We start from the raw sequence: 19,494 nt of genomic DNA, 5'->3' as shown, positions 1-19,494 counted from the left end.
TAAAGAACTTTTTATTTACATATATATATGGGATGTGGATCTTGTGGAACAGGAAAGCCTAACGGCTGTAAAAGTAATGGAGGGTGCAGCACGGGCGGATGCAATCGTTTAAATGTGCACGACTGGCTAATGAATCTGCCTTTCAGCGATCCTGAAAGCAGCTGCCGCGTGGTAGAAGTTAGCTTTAAGCAGGGAAGCAGAAAGGAATACTATAGAAATCCTACACTACAATATTTTGAAAAAGGGGAATACGTTACCGTTGAAGGCGTAAGTGGTTTTGATGTGGGTGAAGTGAGCCTCACCGGCGAACTGGTTCGTATGCAATTAAAGAAAAGACAGATTGACGAGTTCAGCCCCGAGATGAAAAAAATTCTCAGAAAAAGTACGGAAAGAGATATTGAGAGTTTTGAAATAAGTAAAGGCCGTGAAAAAGAAATTCTGGCCAGAAGCAGAACCATCGCCAGAAGCCTGAATCTGCAAATGAAACTAAGTGAAGTTGAAATTCAGGCAGATGGTAAAAAAGGAACTTTCTTCTATACCGCTGATGATCGCGTTGACTTCAGGGAAATGATTAAAATTTTTGCCAGTGATTTCAAGATCAAGGTAGAAATGAGACAGATTGGTATTAGACAAGAAGCTGCAAAACTAGGTGGTATTGGTTCCTGTGGCAGAGAACTTTGTTGCAGTACCTGGTTGAACGATTTCAAAAGCGTAAATACTACCGCAGCACGCTATCAAAACCTTTCTATTAATCAGACCAAGTTAAGTGGTCAGTGCGGCCGTTTAAAATGTTGCCTGAACTACGAACTGGATACTTATTTAGATGCACTTCAGCAATTCCCTGATTATGCTGACACATTGGATACAGCAATGGGAACCGCTCATCTGATTAAAAAAGATATTTTTAAAAATTTAATGTGGTATGTGCTGCCCAATAATACCAAGCACTATCCATTAACCATTGATCGCGTTAAAGAGATTAAACGCCTGAACAAGCAGGGTCAAAGAGTAGATGAATTACAGGCTGTTGAAATTGTAAGCAATAAACAGAAAGAGGCGGAACCTGCATTTGTTGAACTGGTTGGACAAATCAGTTTAAAAACATTGGAGAAAAACGACCGAAGAAGAAGAGATCAGCAAAGAAATAACCAACGTGGTCAGCAGGGTAATGCACCACAAGGCAGGAACCAACCCAACCAGGGGCCCAACAGAAGTCCTCAACAAGGGGGGCAAAATCAGGGTGGTGGTCAAAATCAGGGGCAGGGACCCAGAAGACCACAGCAAAACAATCCGAATGCTCCTCGCGGACCCCGTGGACCTCAGCCAAACAGACCCAACAGGCCCGTTCAGCCGAATAATGGTCCCGCCAATAGGCCAAATAACGGGAATAATTCCAGACCTGAGAACGGACCTAAGCCGGAATAAGCTGATCCATTTCGGTTTTTACAAATTCCATAAGGGTTTTAATATAGGCAGGAGTTAGATTAAATTCCAGTCCGGCAGTTTTGTACAATTCAGGTAATGTTTTTGTGCCTCCCAAACTCAGGGCATTCATATAGTTTTCCAAGGCCTGTTCGGGATTATTCTTGTATTGCATCCAAAGACCTATAGCACCCAATTGTGCAATACCGTATTCAATATAGTAGAAGGGCACTTCAAATAAATGCAATTGTCTTTGCCAGCCAATAGCTCTGTAGGCATCCAACCCTGTATAATCAATTGCTGATGTGGAGAATTCAGTAAGAATATTCATCCAGGCAGCTGTTCTTTCTTCAACGCTGTGCTGTGGATGCTCATATACCCAGTGCTGAAACTTATCGATGATGGCAATCCATGGGAAGATGGTGATGGTTCTTTCCAACTGATGTTCTTTGGCTCTAAGCAAATCAGATTCATTATCAAAAAATGCCTGCCAGTGATCCATACTGAAAAGCTCCATTGCCATACTGGCTACCTCTGCAATTTCCATTGGATATTCCTTGAAAGCAGATAAAGGAAGCGGATGTGCCAAAAAAGAATGCACCGCATGTCCGCCCTCGTGCACCATAGTTGTTACATCACTCATTTGTCCGGCTGCATTCATAAAAATAAAAGGAGCTCCGCTTTCTGCCAAAGGACAGTTGTAACCTCCCGGAGCCTTACCCTTGCGGCTCTCCAAATCAAAATGATTCATCTCTTTCATTTTGCGAAGGCAATCCGCAAAGAATGGATTCAGCTGATCAAAACATTTTACTGTCTTTTCGTATAAATCTTCACCCGTAGTAAACGGTTTTAAAGGTTGTGTTCCAGCAGGCTCTGCTTCAGTATCCCAGGGCCTTAATGTATCCAGTCCCAGCTTTTGACGTTTTCTTTCATAGATTTCGTTCACCAGCGGCAATACATATTGCTTCACGGCTTCATGAAACTGAAAACAATCTTCCTTGGTATAATCAAAGCGACCCAGTTCTTTAAACTTATAGTCTCTGTAATTTTCAAAACCTGCATTCACCGCTATCTGATGACGTTTGGCTATCAGGGTGGAGTACAACTCATGCATCGCATTTTCGTCTTGCTTTCTACGATCCTGAATTTTATAATAAACAGATTCACGTAATTTTCTGTCACTACTCTCCAGAAACTTGGCTGCCTGTTGTAAGGTATACTCTTTTCCATCTACTTCAATAGTCATCCTTCCGGCAATCGCTCCGTATTGTTGCTGCAAAACACTTAGCTCAGCGGCAATAGGAATATTTTCTTCTCTGAACAATTCAATGCTTTTTCTTACGGAACGCAGATAAGTATGATAAAGCGACTGGTCCAGCTCATTGGTGTATGGACAGTTAATTAGTTTTTTGTTCAGCTGATCCGCATAAGACTGTAGCTTAGGCTGAATTTCCATGCAGAAATAAGTAAACGCCTCCTCCAGTGTTTTATCTGTAGTATCGCAGGTCATTTTAATTTGTCTCCAGCAAGCGTCTTCACTTACCACTGCCTCCAGTTCACTCAAATCCTGCAGCCATTGCGATAAATCTGCTTTATTATTCAGGGGTCTTTCAGACAACTCTATAAAATAGGGCTCCAGGCTATTCCAGTCAGTTACCATATAATCAGCAGGCAAAAAACTTCTGGGAATCTTCTGTATCGCAGCTTTCGGGTGCATATTCACTCAATTTAACCGCAAATTTAGGGCAACTGTACCTTGCAGTTGGTGGAGGAATCTTATTTTTACAAACTTTTATTTTTTGAGTAATAAGCGCAGGAGACAATATTGTGAGCAATTCTATACACCTTTTACCTGATCATATAGCCAATCAGATCGCTGCTGGTGAAGTAATTCAAAGACCTGCCAGTGCAGTGAAGGAATTATTGGAGAATGCAGTGGACGCTGGTGCTACACAAATACAATTACTGGTAAATGACGCCGGAAAGGCACTGATTCAGGTAATAGACAATGGCAAGGGCATGAGTCCGGAAGATGCCAGCATAGCATTTGAAAGACATGCTACCAGTAAAATCAGACAGATTGAAGATTTGTTCCGAATCAGCACCATGGGATTCAGAGGAGAAGCATTGGCATCGGTAGCTGCGGTATCACAAGTTGAATTAAAAACCAGAAGAGCAGAAGATGAACTGGGTTGTTGGGTAGAAGTGGAAAACAGCAAAGTAATTCGTCAGGAAGCCTGTACCGCTGCAGTAGGCACCAGTATCAGCATGAAAAATTTATTCTTTAATGTTCCTGCCCGCAGAAATTTCTTAAAGAGTAATGCAGCCGAAATGCGGCATATCATGGATGAATTCATCCGGGTTGCCATGGCTAATCCAGCAATATTTTTCTCTTTAAAAAGCAATGGTCAGGAAGTATACCATCTGGAAGCCGGTTCACGCAAGCAAAGAATTGTACAGATTTTAGGCAACAGTTATAATGCAAAATTGGTGACGGTTTCAGAAGAAACAGATTATATGAATATCAGCGGCTTTATTGGCAAACCCGATACTGCTCGGAAAACAAGAGGTGATCAGTATTTCTTTGTGAATAATCGTTTCATTAAAAGTGCTTACTTAAATCATGCAGTGAATGCGGCGTTTGAAGGATTGATTGCAAAAGATAGTTTTCCCAGCTATGTGCTGTATATAGATTTAGATCCGGGTCAGGTAGACATCAATGTGCATCCAACCAAACAGGAAATTAAGTTTGAGGATGAAAAGATTGTGTATGCATTTGTTCAGGCAGCCATCAAACATGCATTGGCACAATTTAGCATAGCTCCTTCTTTAGACTTTTCATTGAACGCAGATATTCAGGGTTTGGATGCAGTAAGCAAACCTTTTACCAGCAACCAGAAGGATGCAGCTGTTTCATCCAGCCTCTATAAAGCATTCACTCAGAAACACCAGGCTCATTTAATTGAACCCAGTGCAAAATCTGAATTGAAAAGCTGGAAATCATTTTTTGAGCCTTCTGCTCATTCTACATTTTCATCCAATACCACACAAGAAAATACAGGAACAGAGAAACAGATATTGGAAGAATCTTACACAGGAAACCGGTTATTGAATGTACCGGTTGTGCAACAATATTTTCAGGTACAGCAAACCTATATCATTGCTACCACTGAAAAAGGCTTTCTGCTTGTTCATCAGCAGCTGGCCCATGAAAGAATATTGTACGAAAAATACAGTCAGGCCGTACATAGCAAACAAGCTCCTACACAAAAAAGTTTATTCCCGATTCCATTGGACCTTACAATTCCTGATAAGGTTTTGCTGGATGAATTATTACCCGATTTACAATTAATCGGCTATCAGATAGAAAGAGATGAACTGCAAGAGTACTTAATTCAGGGGACCCCTGCCGACGTAACACCAGGCAATGAAAAGCATGCAATTGAAATGCTGATTGAACAATTCAAACATTTCAGCAGTGATGTTAAATTCAGTCAGCGAGAGAAACTGGTTCGTTGTATGGCAAAACAACAATCCATTAAATCCGGAACGGGCATGGACGAAAGAGAAATGACGAAACTGATAAATGATTTGTTTGCCTGCAATACGCCCAATATCAGTCCTTCAGGCGCCCCCACATATATTGAATACAAGGGCAATTACCTGGAGCAGTTATTTAATAAATAACAGTTAGCGGTGATTTTATTGTTCGTTAATAATGGAACTAAGAAACTGTTCTATTTGCTTTCTTATAACAGTAGCAGAAGACTGATGGGCGTTTACCATTACAGAAAAAATCAGCTCTTTTCCCTGATTGGTAATCAGGAATCCGCTTAAGGCAACATGGCTGGAAAGGGTTCCTGTTTTGGCAAAGATTTTTCCTTCGTATCCTTTATACAAGCCCCCTAATGTGCCTGTATTTCCAGTTGGGAAAATCGTTTTTATCCTATTCCAGTTCTGCTCTTGTTTCATTTTATTCAACACCCATACAAAATCTTTGGGAGTCATTAAGTTATAGCGACTCAAGCCACTTCCATCCACCCATCTGGGGGCATGAGGCATGCCTTTCATATCCGATTTTAACAAGGTATCAATGGCCTGTGCATCATTCATGATGCCCATTTTCTGATTGCCTACCATTAATAATACCTGTTCAGCATAAAAATTATCACTGCGATGCATCATGAGCTTTAAGAGACTATCCGTAGACTGCGAATAAAAATTTTGCCATTTTGGATTATCCAGCACAACCTCATTTGCATAACTCAATATTCTGTTTAATGTATCTTCCAGCAGAGGTATCATCAGCTGTTCCATATCCTGCTTCACTACAAAAGGAATGGCAGTGCCGTTAAAATTTCGATTGCTTTTAACTACTGTAAAACTGTTCTCCGACTTACTTCTGGCAATAGAGAATTTGCCATCTTCTGTGCTGGAGAATATAACCAAAGAGTCTTTAAATGCTTTTGGCGTTACAGTTATACGATTCCCTTTTTTGCCAAAATATACCAGGTTGCCATAAATTGGCATTGGGGATCTCTCTGGGGAATAATCCGCATCAAAGTCGTTCCAGGCCCAGCCGTTTCCAAAAGCTTCTGCAGTGTATTTAGGAGCAACAATGGTAATCTGGGGCGCATTTTTCTGTAGAAAATCAAAAGCCGGATGCTCGTCAAAATCAGGGTGCAAAAAACTTGGGTCACCGGTAAATCTCAGGGTAATATTATCCTCATCTTTTAAATACTGAAAGGCAATCAGACTATCACCCAGATTTTTCATGGCTGCATAAGAGGTGAAAATTTTGGTATTGCTTGCAGGAATAAAATATTTGTCTGCCTGATGGTTAAACAGGTACTTTCCGCTTGCGGGATCAAATACGCTGACTCCCAAATGAGCTGGCTGAAATGCCGGATGTTGCAAAAAAAACTCTTCTGCTTTTTCCTGATAAAAATCAACTTTATTTTGCTTTGCAGGTTGCATTGAGGTCTTAGCTACCTTACATGATACAAAAAAAGAAAGCAATACAAAACAGGAAAACAGTTTTTTCATTTGGCAGATTTTAACTTCTTTCTACAGCCCTTAACCAACGTTCTGGAATATCGTTGTTGCAAGCCACGATATAATCTCTGTGACTGCAAGCTACAAATTTACCGTCATGCAATTGCATCCACCATCTTCCAGTTCTTTTACTTTGCAGAAATGCAGTTGGAGCCTCTGCAAACGCCATAGTAAATTCATTGAATTCATTCCTGTTTTCCAGACTGGCTTCTTGTTTGCCTCTGTGAATTCCATCTATTACATACCAGATCATATGGGCCTGCTGTATAGCAGTCATATCGTGCATGTCTTTGGCTACATCATAGCCATATAGCCCAATTGAGTTACAGATACTGCTCATTCCTGCATACTGCATTAAGGTACAGGCTTCTTCTCCGTTTAGTCCATTGGGCGTTACACGGTTTGCAGGCGCGTGTGCATATTGAATAGCTTCAATATCAAAACTAAAAAGTTCACTATTCCGGATAGCAGGTTCCATTTCTTCAATTGCCTCTTTAACCCTACCTACTCTATAGAAATCAAATCCCAGCTTATTAATCGTCTCAAGCATATGCGGATGCATATAGTAGCTTTGAAAAGCTATATGCGTATAGTGCTTTAAGTGATTGGGAATTCCGGTAAACATATCCACCAGAAACTGATCTGCTGGTTCCAGGCTGTCCATATCCAGGTTTATTCTGGCATCAACCGAAACAGCATCTATAATTTTGTCCAGTGAACCATACGCCTGATATTGAGGGGTAGTGATATCATGAGAGCCACCCAAAATGAGTACTTTTTTACCCATCTGAATCAATTCACTTACTACCATTTTTACTGCTGCATAACTATCAGCAAGACTGGCTCCGGTTTTAATATTTCCCAGATCAGCTATGGATACTTCTGAATGCCAATAGTACAATTTGTAAAACTGCGTTCTTACTTTATTAGGTGCGCTGGTATTGGTATACTGCATGCCCATGCCCCTCATTTCCCCGCACCCCACAATCACCAGATCAGCTTCACTAATATCAGGTATCTCTTCTTCAAAAGCCAGGATATGTTTTCCAATTTGTGTGTCTTTGAATCCTTCATCAAAAGAAATTTCAGCAAGATTAATGGGTTCAAGAAAATCAACTATTGAAGATAATGACATGGGTACGATTTTGTACCTACTTTAACGAAAAAACCCAATGATTATTGCCAACAAAATTAATCAGTGTATTTGTAGCCAACACCACGGACAGAGTGAAAATAAACAGGATTTCGACTATCTTCTTCAAAATACTTTCTAAAGCTGAGAATAAAATTATCGATGGTCCGGGTGGTAGGATAAACATTGTATCCCCATACTACCTGTAAAATCTTTTCGCGGGTAACTACTTCACCCTTATTTTCTATCAGGAGTTTCAATAACATAGCTTCTTTCTTACTCAGGTCTACATGCTGACCGTTCCAGGTAACGGCATCCTGCGCTTTAAAGTCTATCAGGTTGTTTCCGAATTTATATTGATCCCCGATTGACTCCTTCACTTGTAAACGCTTGTTCTTTTCAATAAGCTTTGAAACCCTGATAAGTAACTCGTCTAGGTTAAAGGGTTTGGTTAAATAGTCATCAGCCCCCTTTTTTAATCCAAGCACTTTGTCGGCGGGTGTGTTTTTAGCACTTAGCATCAAAATGGGAACTTCATTGTTGTGAACCCGAATACTTTCAGTAACACTGATTCCATCCAGTTCGGGAAGCATAATGTCCATTATGATTAAATCGAAATAGGCGTTTTCTACTTTCTTGAGTGCTTCATTGCCGTCAAAGGCAGAAGTTACTTCATATCCTTCCATTTCCAGATTAAGCTTTAAAGCTTCATGCAAATTCAATTCATCTTCAACAATGAGAATATTTGCTTTATCTGTTGCCATTTTTACGATTTAAATGTGACCTTAAAAATACTTCCATTTGGCTGATTATCTGTCACAGAAATGTAGCCATTATGGGTTTCAACAATTTTTTTGCAGAGATACAGTCCCAGTCCGGTACCCTGAGCCTTTCGTGTATTCTCACTCCCGCTCCTGTAAAATTTATCAAAGATGCGTTTCTTCTCATTGTCATTTATACCGGGACCTAAATCTGCAATAGCCAAACAGGTCTTATTGGCATTCTTCACCAATGTAACATGAATAGGCAGGTTTTTAGGCGCATATTTAATTGCGTTCTCCAACAAATTATTCAGCAACATTTGCAGTAAAAAGGGATCTCCTTCAATGAAAATATTTTCTTCAATCGCATCCGTAATCTCTCGTTCCGGGAACCTGCTTTTGCAATCATCCACACAGGTCTCGGCAATATCTGTAAGGTTAATACGCTGAAAATTTACTTTATAACCTCCTGCATCTAACTGAGAGGTAAATAAAATATTATTACACAATGCATTTAGCCGATTGGCTTCCTGCAAAGTATTCGCAATTAGTTTTTGTTGTTTCTCTTCTTCCAGTTTTCGTCGCTGCAAGGTTTCCAAATTTAACTGGGCAACAGCAATCGGCGTTTTTAATTCATGCGTAATAGCCATCATAAAGTTCTGCTGGTGTGCAGAAAACTTGAGCTGTCTACGGGTAGCCCGATATACATAAACAGCGCCTACTAAAATTAAAGCAAGAAATGTTAGCCCTTCTCCAACATACTGAGCCGTTTTTCGTTTGCGCAGTTCTTCAATGCGCGACAGCTTCGTTAGATACTCAGGATCATCCTTGTAAATTTCAGAAATTCTTATCTCTGCTAAAATACCATTTTGATTTTCCAATGCTATGAACCACCAGGCAAGCGCTGCAATCATGTATAGAAGTAAAAACCAATACACAAAAGTTACAAAACCCAGTTTAGGTGGCTTCAGCGTTTTCATTTGGCAACTTTTTCAACCCGTATACCTGCATTCAGAATATAGGGTAATGGATCTTCCCTCATAGCTTGCTGAAGGGTGAATTTATAGGTTCCGGATTTCAATTGAATGGGTGCCTGTGTAAGACGGATACGATGATCAAAAACATCATCCATCCCTGTTCCCAGCCAACCTCTTCGATTGTCTGCCAGGCGCAAATTGATTAATTGTTTTTTAGCTGAATCACCGGGTGATTGTGTAGAGAAATGAACCCAAAGATTATTATACCGATAGGCGTCTTCATGTCTTACAACTGCATAAATATGATAGAGTACATTGGTATCGGTAACTGCAAACTGAAATTCAGGTTGGTTGCTGGCCGCCCATTCATGTTTTTGAAAAAAAGCTGCTTTTTCGAAGACCCCATTCGATTGGCAACTGCTTAAAAGCATGAATGCCAAACCTGCTACCAGAAAAGTTTTCGCTAAATCCATATTATCAAAGATACAGACTGTGCTGAATCTATAAAACATTCAAAATTTGCTCTTTTGCCTTCTCCAGTTCATCTTTCATTAAAATAACTGCTTTTTGCATATTGGCATCGTAGGCTTTAGAACCCGTTGTATTAATTTCCCTTCCAAACTCCTGCAAAATGAAAGACAATTTTTTACCTTTTGAAAGACCGCTTTCATTCAATACAGTTCTAAAATAGGCACAGTGATTATTCAGGCGGACCTGCTCTTCGCTGATATCTATTTTTTCTATATAATAAATTAATTCCTGCTCCAATCTGTTGGGATCGTAATTTTCCTTACCCACGTTTTCTTCCAGCACTTTCATTAAACCCTCTTTGATTTTAGTTCTGCGAAGTGGCTCCAGCTCGGTAATAAGTTGTTGTTGTTCTTCTATGTTTTTTAGTCTGACCAATAAATCAGCTTCAATGGATTTACCCTCTTCCTTTCTATGATTGTTCAGCTGGGCAATGGCTTCTTTCAAAAGATTTTCAAAATGACTCCACTCAGCTTCAGAAAGCATTTCAGTGGATGGGGTAATTACATCGGGTAATTTCAATATGGTACTCAGAATATCGCCTGTTGCCAAACCTAATTCGTTCGCCAGTTGAGATACGGGCTGAAAATAAGCTTTCGCCAAATCAGTATTAATGGTAACTGGCTTATTGGCCCCATTTAGTTTAATGGTAATATTACACTCAACACTACCTCTTTGCAATCCTTCGTTCAGTAAGTTCCTTACATCAAATTCATAGGGTTTAAGCAAAGCAGGGATATTCAGACGCAAATCAAATTGCTTTCCGTTTAAAGACTTGATTTCAATTAAAAAATTCTTGTCCCCTATGGTTTGCTCTGCTCTGCCATAACCAGTCATTGAATATAACATACCAAACTGTTTAAGTAAAAGTAAAGGAACATTAGCAGATTAGCTAAAAATCAATTCCAATCCACTTTCTTTTCTTTTTTTCATACTTGGTAAAGTTGAACTGGTATAGTTTGCCTGGACGGTGTGATACATCCTGCTCCATTTCATTGGTGTCGATCAACAAATCCATTGAAGCAAACTTCTTACGGAAATTTCTTCTGTCCAGTGAAACGCCTAGAATAGCTTCATATAAATTTTGAAGCTCACGAAGTGAAAACTTATCTGGCAATAAATTAAAGCCCAATGGGTGTTCCTGAATCCGTTTTTGCAGCCAGCTATGGCATTCATCCACAATCTGCTTATGATCAAAAGCCATGTCTTCGAGCGATTCATAATCGTACCAATCCAGCTCATTTTCATGAATATTCAATGCATGATGCTGAATATTTAATAGTGAACAGTAAGCAATGGTAATTACTCTGCCTCCCGGATGCCTGTCGGGCTTACCAAATACCTTTACCTGATCAAGAAACACATTGGTCATGCCGGTTCTTTCTTTCAGGATTCTGTAAGCTGCATCATCCAGATCTTCGTTGTTTTTAACAAAATCCCCCAGAAGAGAAAGTTTGCCCTGATAAATAGACAAATCACTTTTGATAAGCAAGACTTTAAGCTTACTCTCTTCAAAACCAAATATGACACAGTCCACGGTTAATGGAACTTTGGGATAAGTATCCACTAAACTATGCACCGCTTTAACGGAATTCTTCTTCATATGGTCAAGCGTTTGGAGTAATCTCCGGCAATTGCGTAGTTAGTACACAAAGTTAAGGGTTGTTGGGTAATTTCTATCTTTACAGCTTAAGACGCAATATGTACACCGCAGATCAGACGAAAGTTTTACAGGAACAAACCAGGGATATTCTAACAGGGCTTAACAGCAAGGCAACCCATATTGACTTGACCCTTTTAAAGCAAGTGCTGAGATTTCATGAATATCGCTATTATGTATTGAATGACCCATTGCTGGCAGATTACGAATACGATATTTTATATCAGGCACTGGTAAAAATAGAACATTCGAATCCAGATTTGATAAGTGTAGATTCTCCCACACAAAGAGTGGGCAGTAGTTTGAACCAGAACTTCGTAACTACCCCTCACCTGGTTCCCATGCTGAGCCTGGATAATAGTTACAATGCAGATGACCTGAAAGACTTTGACAGAAAAGCCAGGGAATTAAGTGGCACCGAATTGCTTGAATATTGTATTGAACCCAAATTTGACGGGGCCAGCATTTCACTCTATTATGAAAATGATTTATTGGTTCGTGCGGTTACCAGAGGGGATGGCGTTGCAGGAGAAGATATTACCAATAATATCAAGCAGATTAAATCCATCCCAATTTATGCTCCATTTTCTACCAGAGGCATTCAGCAAATTGAAATCAGGGGGGAAGTCATCATGAGCAAAATTGCTTTTGACCAATACAACCAGAAACTAATTGCAAAAGGATTGAGCCCGTTGGCCAATCCAAGAAATGCTGCTTCCGGAAGTCTGCGCATGAAAGATCCCAAAGAAGTTGCGGAAAGAAACCTAGACGCTTTTTTGTATCATATCAGTTATGTAACCCATTTGAGCAATAATCACGATAAAGCATTGGAAACTCACGGTGGCAGCCTTTCCTTGTTATGGGATATGGGTTTCCGATCTCCGCAAAATGAAAAAAAGATTGTGAAAGGGATTGAGGGCGTGATTGATTATTGTCTCTCTTTTGAAACAACCAGGGATGACCTGCCTTATGAAATTGATGGGATGGTCATTAAAGTAAATGAACTGAGTTTACAGGAAAAAATGGGAATGACATCTCATCATCCCAGATGGGCCATAGCGTTCAAGTTCAAAGCCAGACAGGCAACCACCGAACTATTGGATGTGGAATTTCAGGTAGGGCGAACAGGCGCTGTAACTCCGGTAGCCAAACTAAAGCCTGTTTATCTGGGAGGGGTTACCGTATCCAGCATTTCTGTTCACAATGAAGAATACATTCAGCAAAAAGATTTGCGCATAGGAGATCAGGTATTAATTGAAAGAGCCGGGGATGTGATTCCTCAAATTGTAAAAAGTTTGCCTGAATTAAGAAATGGAAATGAAACCATGATTCTGTTTCCTAAAAACTGTCCGGTTTGTAACAGTGAATTATTTAAAGAAGAAGGTGAAGCAGTCTGGCGTTGTATTAATATTGAATGCACGGCACAGGTGGTAGAAAAAATAATCCATTTCGTGAGCAAAGATGCCATGGACATCAAAAGTCTGGGAGAAGCCAATGTTCGTAAATTTTATGAACTTGGCCTATTGAAAGATATTCCGGGTATTTATCAATTGGATTATTTTTCCCTAGCAAACCTGGACGGATTTGGAAGAAAATCCCTGGATAATCTGCGCGCTGCCATTGAAGCCAGTAAACAACAACCACTTTATCGATTGATTTATGCATTGGGGATTCGATTTGTTGGAGAAACCACAGCCAAAACATTGGCCAACGCTGTAAATCACCTGATGGAATTTGCCAACAAAACAGAAGCTGACTTGTTAGAATTAGAAGATGTAGGTGTAAAAGTTGCCAAAAGCATTCAACATTTTTTTTCAAACACCCAGAATCTGCAAATGCTAAAAGACTTGGAAAAACTGGGGTTGCAGCTGGTAAATATTAAAAAAGAAGTGAGTGCTGATGGAAGCCTTCAAGGACAGAGCTTTTTGTTTACCGGCACTTTAGAACAATTAAAAAGATCAGAAGCAGAAGCAAAAGTAGAAGCTGCTGGAGGTATAATATTAAGTGGCGTTAGCAGCAAATTGAATTACCTGGTAGTTGGTGCAGATGCCGGTAGCAAACTGGAGAAAGCAAAAAAGATCAATAGCATAAAAGTTATTACGGAACAGGAATTTATAGAATTGATTAATGGACAATAATGTTGAATAAAAAAACACTGCAGTTTTTAACACAGTTAAAAAAGAACAATAGTCGTGAATGGTTCAATGAAAATCGAACTGATTATGAAAACGCAAAATCAGATTTCATTGAACTGGTTAATGCAATACTGGCAAAAGTGAATGATTTTGATAAGGAGCTTTCACTGCTTACCTATAAGGATTGTATTTTCAGAATCAATCGTGATGTTCGTTTCAGTAAAAACAAGAATCCATACAAAACCAATATGGCAGCCTATTTTGTAAAAGGAGGAAAAAAATCCTGGATGGCTGGATATTATTTTCATTGTGAGCCAGGAGGTAAAAGCTTTATTGGGGGCGGTTTATACGGGGGAGAACCCGATCAGATTAAAAAAGTAAGGCAGGAAATAGATTATAACTGGGAAGAATTCAAGGGTATCCTTGGCAATAAAAATTTCAAAAAGCTATTTGGAGATTTGTCCAGAGAAGAAGGCATGTCGCTTATCAGAGAACCCAAGGGTTATGAAAAAGATAATCCTGCCATTGAATACATTAAATTGAAAAATTTCATTGTATCAGTACCCATCAGTGATGCAGAACTCACTCAGGAAGATTTAGTAAAAAAGATAGTGACTGCATTTGCAACCATGAAGCCCCTGCTACAATTTTTGAACCGGGGGATGGAAGACTAATTAACAGGTGTACTGTACTTACGAACTTTGTAATTGTTTATTTTCTTGAATTTCAATTGATCGTTGGAAACACTAACCTGAATATAATCTTTGAACTCCCCTTTGGCGTCGTTGAAACCAATGATGCAGGACATAGGATTTTTACCTGGCTGAATGGCAACAACAGGTAATATATTAAAGTTGGGAATTTGCACAATCTCAGAGGATCTTATCTCCTTGTATTGAATATTAACTTTGTACTCAAAGGTTTTAGAAGTTTCGTAAATATTTACCGAAAATTTCCAGTTATTCATATTGCCCATGCCATCATCTACCGGAACACTATAGGTAGCTACAGGTTTGGATGAAGGATTGATTCTGTTTTCAGCAATCGTGTCTTTTTTAATAACTGTTGTATCATTCTTAACCACTGTTTCCTCTACAGGGTTTTTACAACTCAGAAAAAACAACAATCCTGCCAGGTAAATATATGCACGCATAAATTGTAATCTCAATTGTTTCCCTAAAATAATCAATATCTGAACACATCCCCAAACTCCTCATCAGATAACAACTTTCTGTAAACCGGGTGTTTCATGATATCTGTATAATCCATCCACTGTCCATTTACTTTAATTCTTCTGGCTATCATACGAATACCATGACTATAGTCTGCATACCAGTCTACATGACCCGTATACAAAGGCTGTATGGGTTTTCCATTCAACTGATGCCAGCCATAAATGGCAACCCGATGCTGTTTTGCAGAACGCGTAAGCAGATCTGAAATCACAACATCTTTTTTGATCCCACTGATTAAGCCCTTTTGACCTTTTCGCTGACCTTCAATCATTAAATGGTGCTGCCACATGGTTATTGAACTATCTCTATAAATATACATGGGCATGGGTGCCAGTTTTACTTTGGCAGCTGCATGAATATCATTCACCATTTTGCGTGTAGGAAGAAAGCACTGAAAGCTATCAGCAATACGTTGTGCCGTGATGGGTGTTAGTGGAATTCTGGCCCAGTTGTCATCCGTTCCAATACTTAGGTAATCCGGCATTACAAAATAGGTTGCCTTATTCGTTTTGCCAGTTGCAGAATCAAGCGCACTTACATGAATTGCTTCTGCCCTTCTTAAAAATGAAGGAATATTTCCAGTTATGACAGCAGCAAATGCAAAAGAATCCCGTTGCTTCCATTGCATGGTCATTGCCTGCTGATAGAATTGTTCACCAGTAATCTTTGATCCAGTTTTTGTTCCTGTTCTACTTGATTGATAAGTAAACAAACGGGTACCACAACCCATGGATACTAACAGCAGGCAAAACCATAGTAATCGGAATCTGCGCATTCAGCAAAATTTATAACAGGCCGTTGGCAACCATGTATTCAGCAATCTGAACAGCATTGGTAGCCGCACCTTTTCTGAGGTTATCGCTTACAATCCACATATTCAGGGTCTTCTCCTGGGTTTCGTCTCTTCTGATTCTGCCTACAAATACTTCGTCTTTTTCATGTGCCCATAATGGCATTGGATAAATCTGATTGGGCAAATCATCCTGCACAATAACACCCGGAGCAGTTGCCAACAATGCTTTTACTTCAGCTACATCAAATTCATTGGCAAATTCAATATTCACAGATTCACTATGTCCACCAATAACAGGAATGCGAACCGTTGTAGCCGTTACTCGAATAGAATCATCCTGCATGATTTTCTTGGTTTCCAACACCATTTTCATTTCCTCCTTGGTATATCCATTGTCTAGAAAAACATCAATCTGAGGAATTACATTTAAATCTATGGGATATTTATAAGCCATTTCACCTTCCACTCCTTTGCGCTCATTAAACAATTGGTCTACCGCTTTTTTTCCAGTACCAGTTACACTTTGATAGGTACTTACTACTACACGCTTAATGGTATATTTTGCATGAAGTGGCTGTAGGGCAACCACCATCTGAATGGTAGAGCAATTGGGATTGGCAATAATGAAATCTTCAGCAGTTAAGGCCGAAGCATTAACCTCAGGAACAACCAGTTTCTTTGTAGGATCCATTCTCCAGGCAGAAGAGTTATCAATCACTTTAATTCCAGCTGCTGCATATTGAGGGGCCCATTCCAGAGAAGTACTGCCACCAGCAGAAAAAATGGCTACGGCAGGTTTTGCTGCAATACCATCCGCCATACTTACTACTTTATATGCTTTCCCTTTAAAGCTTACTTCCTTACCTACGGATCTTTCAGATGCTACCGGTACAATTTCAGATACCGGAAAATTTCTTTCAGCCAATACCTGCAACATTTTGGTTCCTACTAAACCCGTTGCGCCAACAACAGCTACTTTCATTTTTTAATTCTCCTTCCCTCTCGGGGTTTTGGTTATACAAAAAAGGCCTTCCAAATCTGGAAGGCCCGTTAATATATATTCAATTAATTGCCCAACTCAATATCAAAATTAACCAGTTGAACAAACTCATCCAGTCTGGAATCAATATCTGCCTTGTTGATTTCTCTTAAACGCTGGGTTCCAAATTTTTCTACACAGAAAGAAGCCATTGCACTACCCACGATAATGGCAGTTTTCATGTTCTCAAAAGAAATGTCTTTGGTTTTCGCAATATGTCCTATGAATCCACCAGCGAATGTATCCCCTGCACCTGTTGGATCAAACACTTCTTCCAGTGGTAAAGCCGGTGCAAAAAACACCTGATTGCCGTGGAATAAAAGCGCCCCGTGCTCCCCCTTTTTAATAATTAAATATTTAGGGCCCATTTTCATGATTTTAGCAGCCGCTTTAACCAATGAATATTCACCACTTAATTCACGGGCTTCACTATCATTCACCATCAGTAAGTCTACCATCGCCAATGTTTGCTTCAGGTCGTCCATGGCAATTTCCATCCAGAAATTCATGGTATCCATTACTATCAGCTTCGGTCTGTTTTTTAGCTGCTCAATTACACTTCTTTGTACGGCGGGAGCTAGATTGCCGAGCATCAAAAACTCGCAATCCTGATAACTATCGGGCACTACAGGCTGAAAATCTCCCAATACATTTAGCTGGGTATCTAAAGTATCTCTGGTATTCATGTCCATATGGTAACGGCCACTCCAGAAAAAAGTCTTCTCATCCTTTTTAATCTGAACTCCTTCCAGGTCTACATTTCTTTCAGTAAGGCTATCCAGTTCCTCCTGAGGAAAATCGCCACCCACTACAGAAATCTGTTTAACAGGTGTATAATTGGAAGCACACCAGGCAATATAAGTACCTGCACCGCCAATTATCTTATCACTTTTACCAAAAGGGGTTTCAATGGCATCGAATGCCATGGATCCAACAACAACTAAAGACATAATTATAATTTAAGATACGGCTGCGAAATTAATGGTTTATCAGCGAATCCCCCCAAATAAGCAGTTGAGGCAATAAACTAACAGGATAAGATAATTTTAGACAAATCATTGCTAACATGTGTTAGTATATTATCTTCGTACCATGGCCAGAATAAAAATAGAAAAAAACACCAGCCGTAAAGAGGTAATCGTTAGTAAAGCGGCTTCTTTATTCAGAGAAAAAGGATTTAAAGCTGCCAGCATGCGCGACTTAGCAGAAGCTGTAGGCGTAGAAGCTGCCAGCCTGTATAACCATATTAAATCCAAAACAGAATTATTACATGAACTCTGCTTTGGTGTGGCCAATCGCTTCATGCATCATATGGACGAAGTAGAGTCTAAGAAAAACAATTCCATTGCCAAAGTGGAGGAGCTGGTTCGTTTCCATATCAATGAAATGATTAATCATTACGAGGAAGTATATGTAAGCGACAGAGAGTGGAAACATTTATCGGATCCTTACCTTTCTAATTTTCAGAACCAGCGAAGAATGTATCGCAAGCGTTTTGCCGCCATTATAGAAGCGGGCATCAGAAATAAGGAAATCAAAGCCATTGATGCACCCACGGCAGTGTTGATTATTCTGCATGCCATTGGAGGCATTGAAAGCTGGCATCGTTCAACACAGAAAATTGATGCAGATGCACTAACTAGTAATATGATTACCATTTTGGTGGGAGGATTAAAGAATGACTAAGTTTGAAACACTGACCGTTAAAGAAGTAAAGCAAGAAACACCAGACTGCGTTTCTGTAGCTTTTGAAGTGCCTTCTTCCCTGCAGGAAAAATTCAATTTTACGCAAGGTCAATACATTACGCTTAAGAGCCTGATAAACGGAGAAGAAGCCAGAAGATCTTATTCCATCTGCAGCAGCCCTTTGGATAATGAATTAAGGGTAGCCATTAAAAAAGTAAGTGGCGGATTGTTTTCTACCTGGGCCAATGAGTCACTGGCAAAAGGAATGGCTTTGGAAGTAATGCCTCCGCAGGGAAAATTTTTTACCCAACTAAATCCTGCTACAAAAAATCAATACGTTGCTTTTGCTGCAGGTAGTGGCATTACCCCCATTCTCTCCATTATCAAAACAACACTCCAAACCGAACCAAATAGCAGCTTCACATTAATTTACGGAAACAGAAACCGGCACAGCATTATTTTCAAAGAAGCTTTAGAAGCTTTGAAAAATAAGTTCATGGGCCGATTCAGCATCGTGTATATTTTATCCCGTGAAAAAACAGATGCACCCATTCATTTCGGAAGAATTGATCAGGAAAAATGCCAGCAACTTTGTAAAACATTGTTACAGCCTGAAAAAATAGCCGCCTATTTTTTATGCGGTCCAGAAGAAATGATTTTCGGCGTTAAGCAGGCATTGGAAGAGAGTGGCGTTGATTCCAAAAAAATTCACTTTGAATTATTTACTACCGGAGTTAAGGCAAAGAAAAATACAACCGATTCAACGAGTGCCAGCAAAGAGGTAAAAAGCCATATCACCGTTAAACAGGATGGAATCACTTTTGCCTTTGATCTTAGCTTTGAAGGAGAAAGCATTTTAGATGCCGCCTTAAAAAATGGTGCTGATCTCCCCTATGCCTGCAAAGGAGGCGTATGCTGTACATGCAAAGCAAAATTAATAGAAGGCGAAGTAGACATGGATGTGAACTATGGATTGGAACAGGAAGAGATAGAGCATGGGTTTATTTTAACCTGTCAGTCTCATCCGAGAACAGAAAATGTATTCATTGACTTTGATGTTAAATAAAAAAT

18 protein-coding genes are annotated in these 19,494 nt (G+C 39.7%); 6 read left to right on the top strand and 12 right to left on the bottom strand.

The annotated features are described in order from the left end of the window. The first annotated feature begins 27 nt into the window (after positions 1-27). Positions 28-1,425 carry a regulatory iron-sulfur-containing complex subunit RicT gene (gene ricT / locus F777_RS0103965; RefSeq protein WP_026750906.1) on the top strand — a complete coding sequence of 466 codons (1,398 nt, stop codon included), beginning with the start codon at positions 28-30 and terminating at the stop codon, positions 1,423-1,425. Here ricT and F777_RS0103960 read toward each other — a convergent pair. Next, the gene (locus F777_RS0103960; protein ID WP_026750905.1) at positions 1,412-3,139 is read right to left on the bottom strand and encodes a M3 family oligoendopeptidase; all 1,728 of its coding nucleotides are present in this window, start codon (positions 3,137-3,139) and stop codon (positions 1,412-1,414) included. The genes ricT and F777_RS0103960 overlap by 14 nt on opposite strands. Before the next feature lie 110 nt (positions 3,140-3,249). Here F777_RS0103960 and mutL point away from each other — a divergent pair, with 110 nt between their 5' ends. Then, positions 3,250-5,109 (top strand): DNA mismatch repair endonuclease MutL, encoded by a 1,860-nt coding sequence (gene mutL / locus F777_RS0103955; RefSeq protein WP_026750904.1) that lies wholly within the window; start codon positions 3,250-3,252, stop codon positions 5,107-5,109. A 15-nt stretch (positions 5,110-5,124) separates the two neighbouring features. Here the strand turns inward: mutL and dacB are convergent, their stop codons facing one another. The 7 genes from dacB to F777_RS0103920 are packed head-to-tail and all read right to left on the bottom strand — an operon-like array spanning position 5,125 to position 11,478. Continuing rightward, positions 5,125-6,468, bottom strand: a complete 1,344-nt coding sequence (dacB, locus tag F777_RS15650) for a D-alanyl-D-alanine carboxypeptidase/D-alanyl-D-alanine endopeptidase (protein WP_081720455.1) — start codon at positions 6,466-6,468, stop codon at positions 5,125-5,127. Positions 6,469-6,478: 10 nt separating this feature from the next. Further along, positions 6,479-7,612 carry an arginase family protein gene (locus tag F777_RS0103945; protein ID WP_026750903.1) on the bottom strand — a complete coding sequence of 378 codons (1,134 nt, stop codon included), beginning with the start codon at positions 7,610-7,612 and terminating at the stop codon, positions 6,479-6,481. 56 nt (positions 7,613-7,668) lie between these two features. Then, complete coding sequence (locus F777_RS0103940) at positions 7,669-8,373, bottom strand: response regulator transcription factor (protein ID WP_026750902.1); 705 nt, start codon at positions 8,371-8,373, stop codon at positions 7,669-7,671. 2 nt (positions 8,374-8,375) lie between these two features. Then, positions 8,376-9,350: a sensor histidine kinase gene (locus F777_RS0103935; RefSeq protein ID WP_037369120.1), complete on the bottom strand. Its 975-nt coding sequence runs from the start codon at positions 9,348-9,350 to the stop codon at positions 8,376-8,378. Further along, positions 9,347-9,820: a gliding motility lipoprotein GldH gene (locus F777_RS0103930; RefSeq protein WP_037369119.1), complete on the bottom strand. Its 474-nt coding sequence runs from the start codon at positions 9,818-9,820 to the stop codon at positions 9,347-9,349. The genes F777_RS0103935 and F777_RS0103930 overlap by 4 nt, the downstream gene beginning before the upstream one ends. 28 nt (positions 9,821-9,848) lie before the next feature. Beyond that, positions 9,849-10,724 (bottom strand): YicC/YloC family endoribonuclease, encoded by an 876-nt coding sequence (locus F777_RS0103925; protein ID WP_026750899.1) that lies wholly within the window; start codon positions 10,722-10,724, stop codon positions 9,849-9,851. A 43-nt stretch (positions 10,725-10,767) separates the two neighbouring features. Further along, the gene (locus F777_RS0103920) at positions 10,768-11,478 is read right to left on the bottom strand and encodes an NUDIX hydrolase (RefSeq protein ID WP_026750898.1); all 711 of its coding nucleotides are present in this window, start codon (positions 11,476-11,478) and stop codon (positions 10,768-10,770) included. A 98-nt stretch (positions 11,479-11,576) separates the two neighbouring features. Between F777_RS0103920 and ligA the strand changes: the two genes are divergently transcribed. After that, the gene (ligA, locus tag F777_RS0103915; protein WP_026750897.1) at positions 11,577-13,673 is read left to right on the top strand and encodes an NAD-dependent DNA ligase LigA; all 2,097 of its coding nucleotides are present in this window, start codon (positions 11,577-11,579) and stop codon (positions 13,671-13,673) included. After that, positions 13,673-14,344 carry a DUF2461 domain-containing protein gene (locus F777_RS0103910; RefSeq protein ID WP_026750896.1) on the top strand — a complete coding sequence of 224 codons (672 nt, stop codon included), beginning with the start codon at positions 13,673-13,675 and terminating at the stop codon, positions 14,342-14,344. Before ligA ends, F777_RS0103910 begins: the two co-directional genes overlap by 1 nt. On the opposite strand, the gene F777_RS0103905 is transcribed toward F777_RS0103910, so the two are convergent. The 4 genes from F777_RS0103905 to F777_RS0103890 all read right to left on the bottom strand — a co-directional run bounded on the left by F777_RS0103905 (position 14,341) and on the right by F777_RS0103890 (position 17,687). After that, entirely contained in the window at positions 14,341-14,823 is a 483-nt protein-coding gene (locus F777_RS0103905; RefSeq protein WP_152530853.1) for a hypothetical protein, read from the bottom strand. The two genes, F777_RS0103910 and F777_RS0103905, sit on opposite strands and share 4 nt — an antisense overlap. A 32-nt stretch (positions 14,824-14,855) precedes the next feature. Then, positions 14,856-15,680, bottom strand: a complete 825-nt coding sequence (locus F777_RS0103900; protein ID WP_152530852.1) for a hypothetical protein — start codon at positions 15,678-15,680, stop codon at positions 14,856-14,858. Positions 15,681-15,690: 10 nt separating this feature from the next. Beyond that, positions 15,691-16,680, bottom strand: a complete 990-nt coding sequence (locus F777_RS0103895; protein WP_026750893.1) for an aspartate-semialdehyde dehydrogenase — start codon at positions 16,678-16,680, stop codon at positions 15,691-15,693. Positions 16,681-16,763: 83 nt separating this feature from the next. Continuing rightward, positions 16,764-17,687 carry a PfkB family carbohydrate kinase gene (locus tag F777_RS0103890; RefSeq protein ID WP_026750892.1) on the bottom strand — a complete coding sequence of 308 codons (924 nt, stop codon included), beginning with the start codon at positions 17,685-17,687 and terminating at the stop codon, positions 16,764-16,766. A 142-nt stretch (positions 17,688-17,829) separates the two neighbouring features. Between F777_RS0103890 and F777_RS0103885 the strand changes: the two genes are divergently transcribed. Both F777_RS0103885 and paaE read left to right on the top strand, forming a co-directional pair. Continuing rightward, positions 17,830-18,423, top strand: coding sequence for a TetR/AcrR family transcriptional regulator (locus tag F777_RS0103885; RefSeq protein ID WP_026750891.1), 594 nt, complete (start codon positions 17,830-17,832; stop codon positions 18,421-18,423). Continuing rightward, entirely contained in the window at positions 18,416-19,489 is a 1,074-nt protein-coding gene (paaE, locus tag F777_RS0103880; protein ID WP_026750890.1) for a 1,2-phenylacetyl-CoA epoxidase subunit PaaE, read from the top strand. The genes F777_RS0103885 and paaE overlap by 8 nt, the downstream gene beginning before the upstream one ends. Positions 19,490-19,494 lie beyond the last annotated feature (5 nt).

Source organism: Sediminibacterium sp. C3 (assembly GCF_000508085.1).
GTDB lineage: Bacteria > Bacteroidota > Bacteroidia > Chitinophagales > Chitinophagaceae > Sediminibacterium.
Note: the sequence above shows the minus strand (reverse complement) of the source record. Positions and strands in the feature narration are given on the sequence as shown.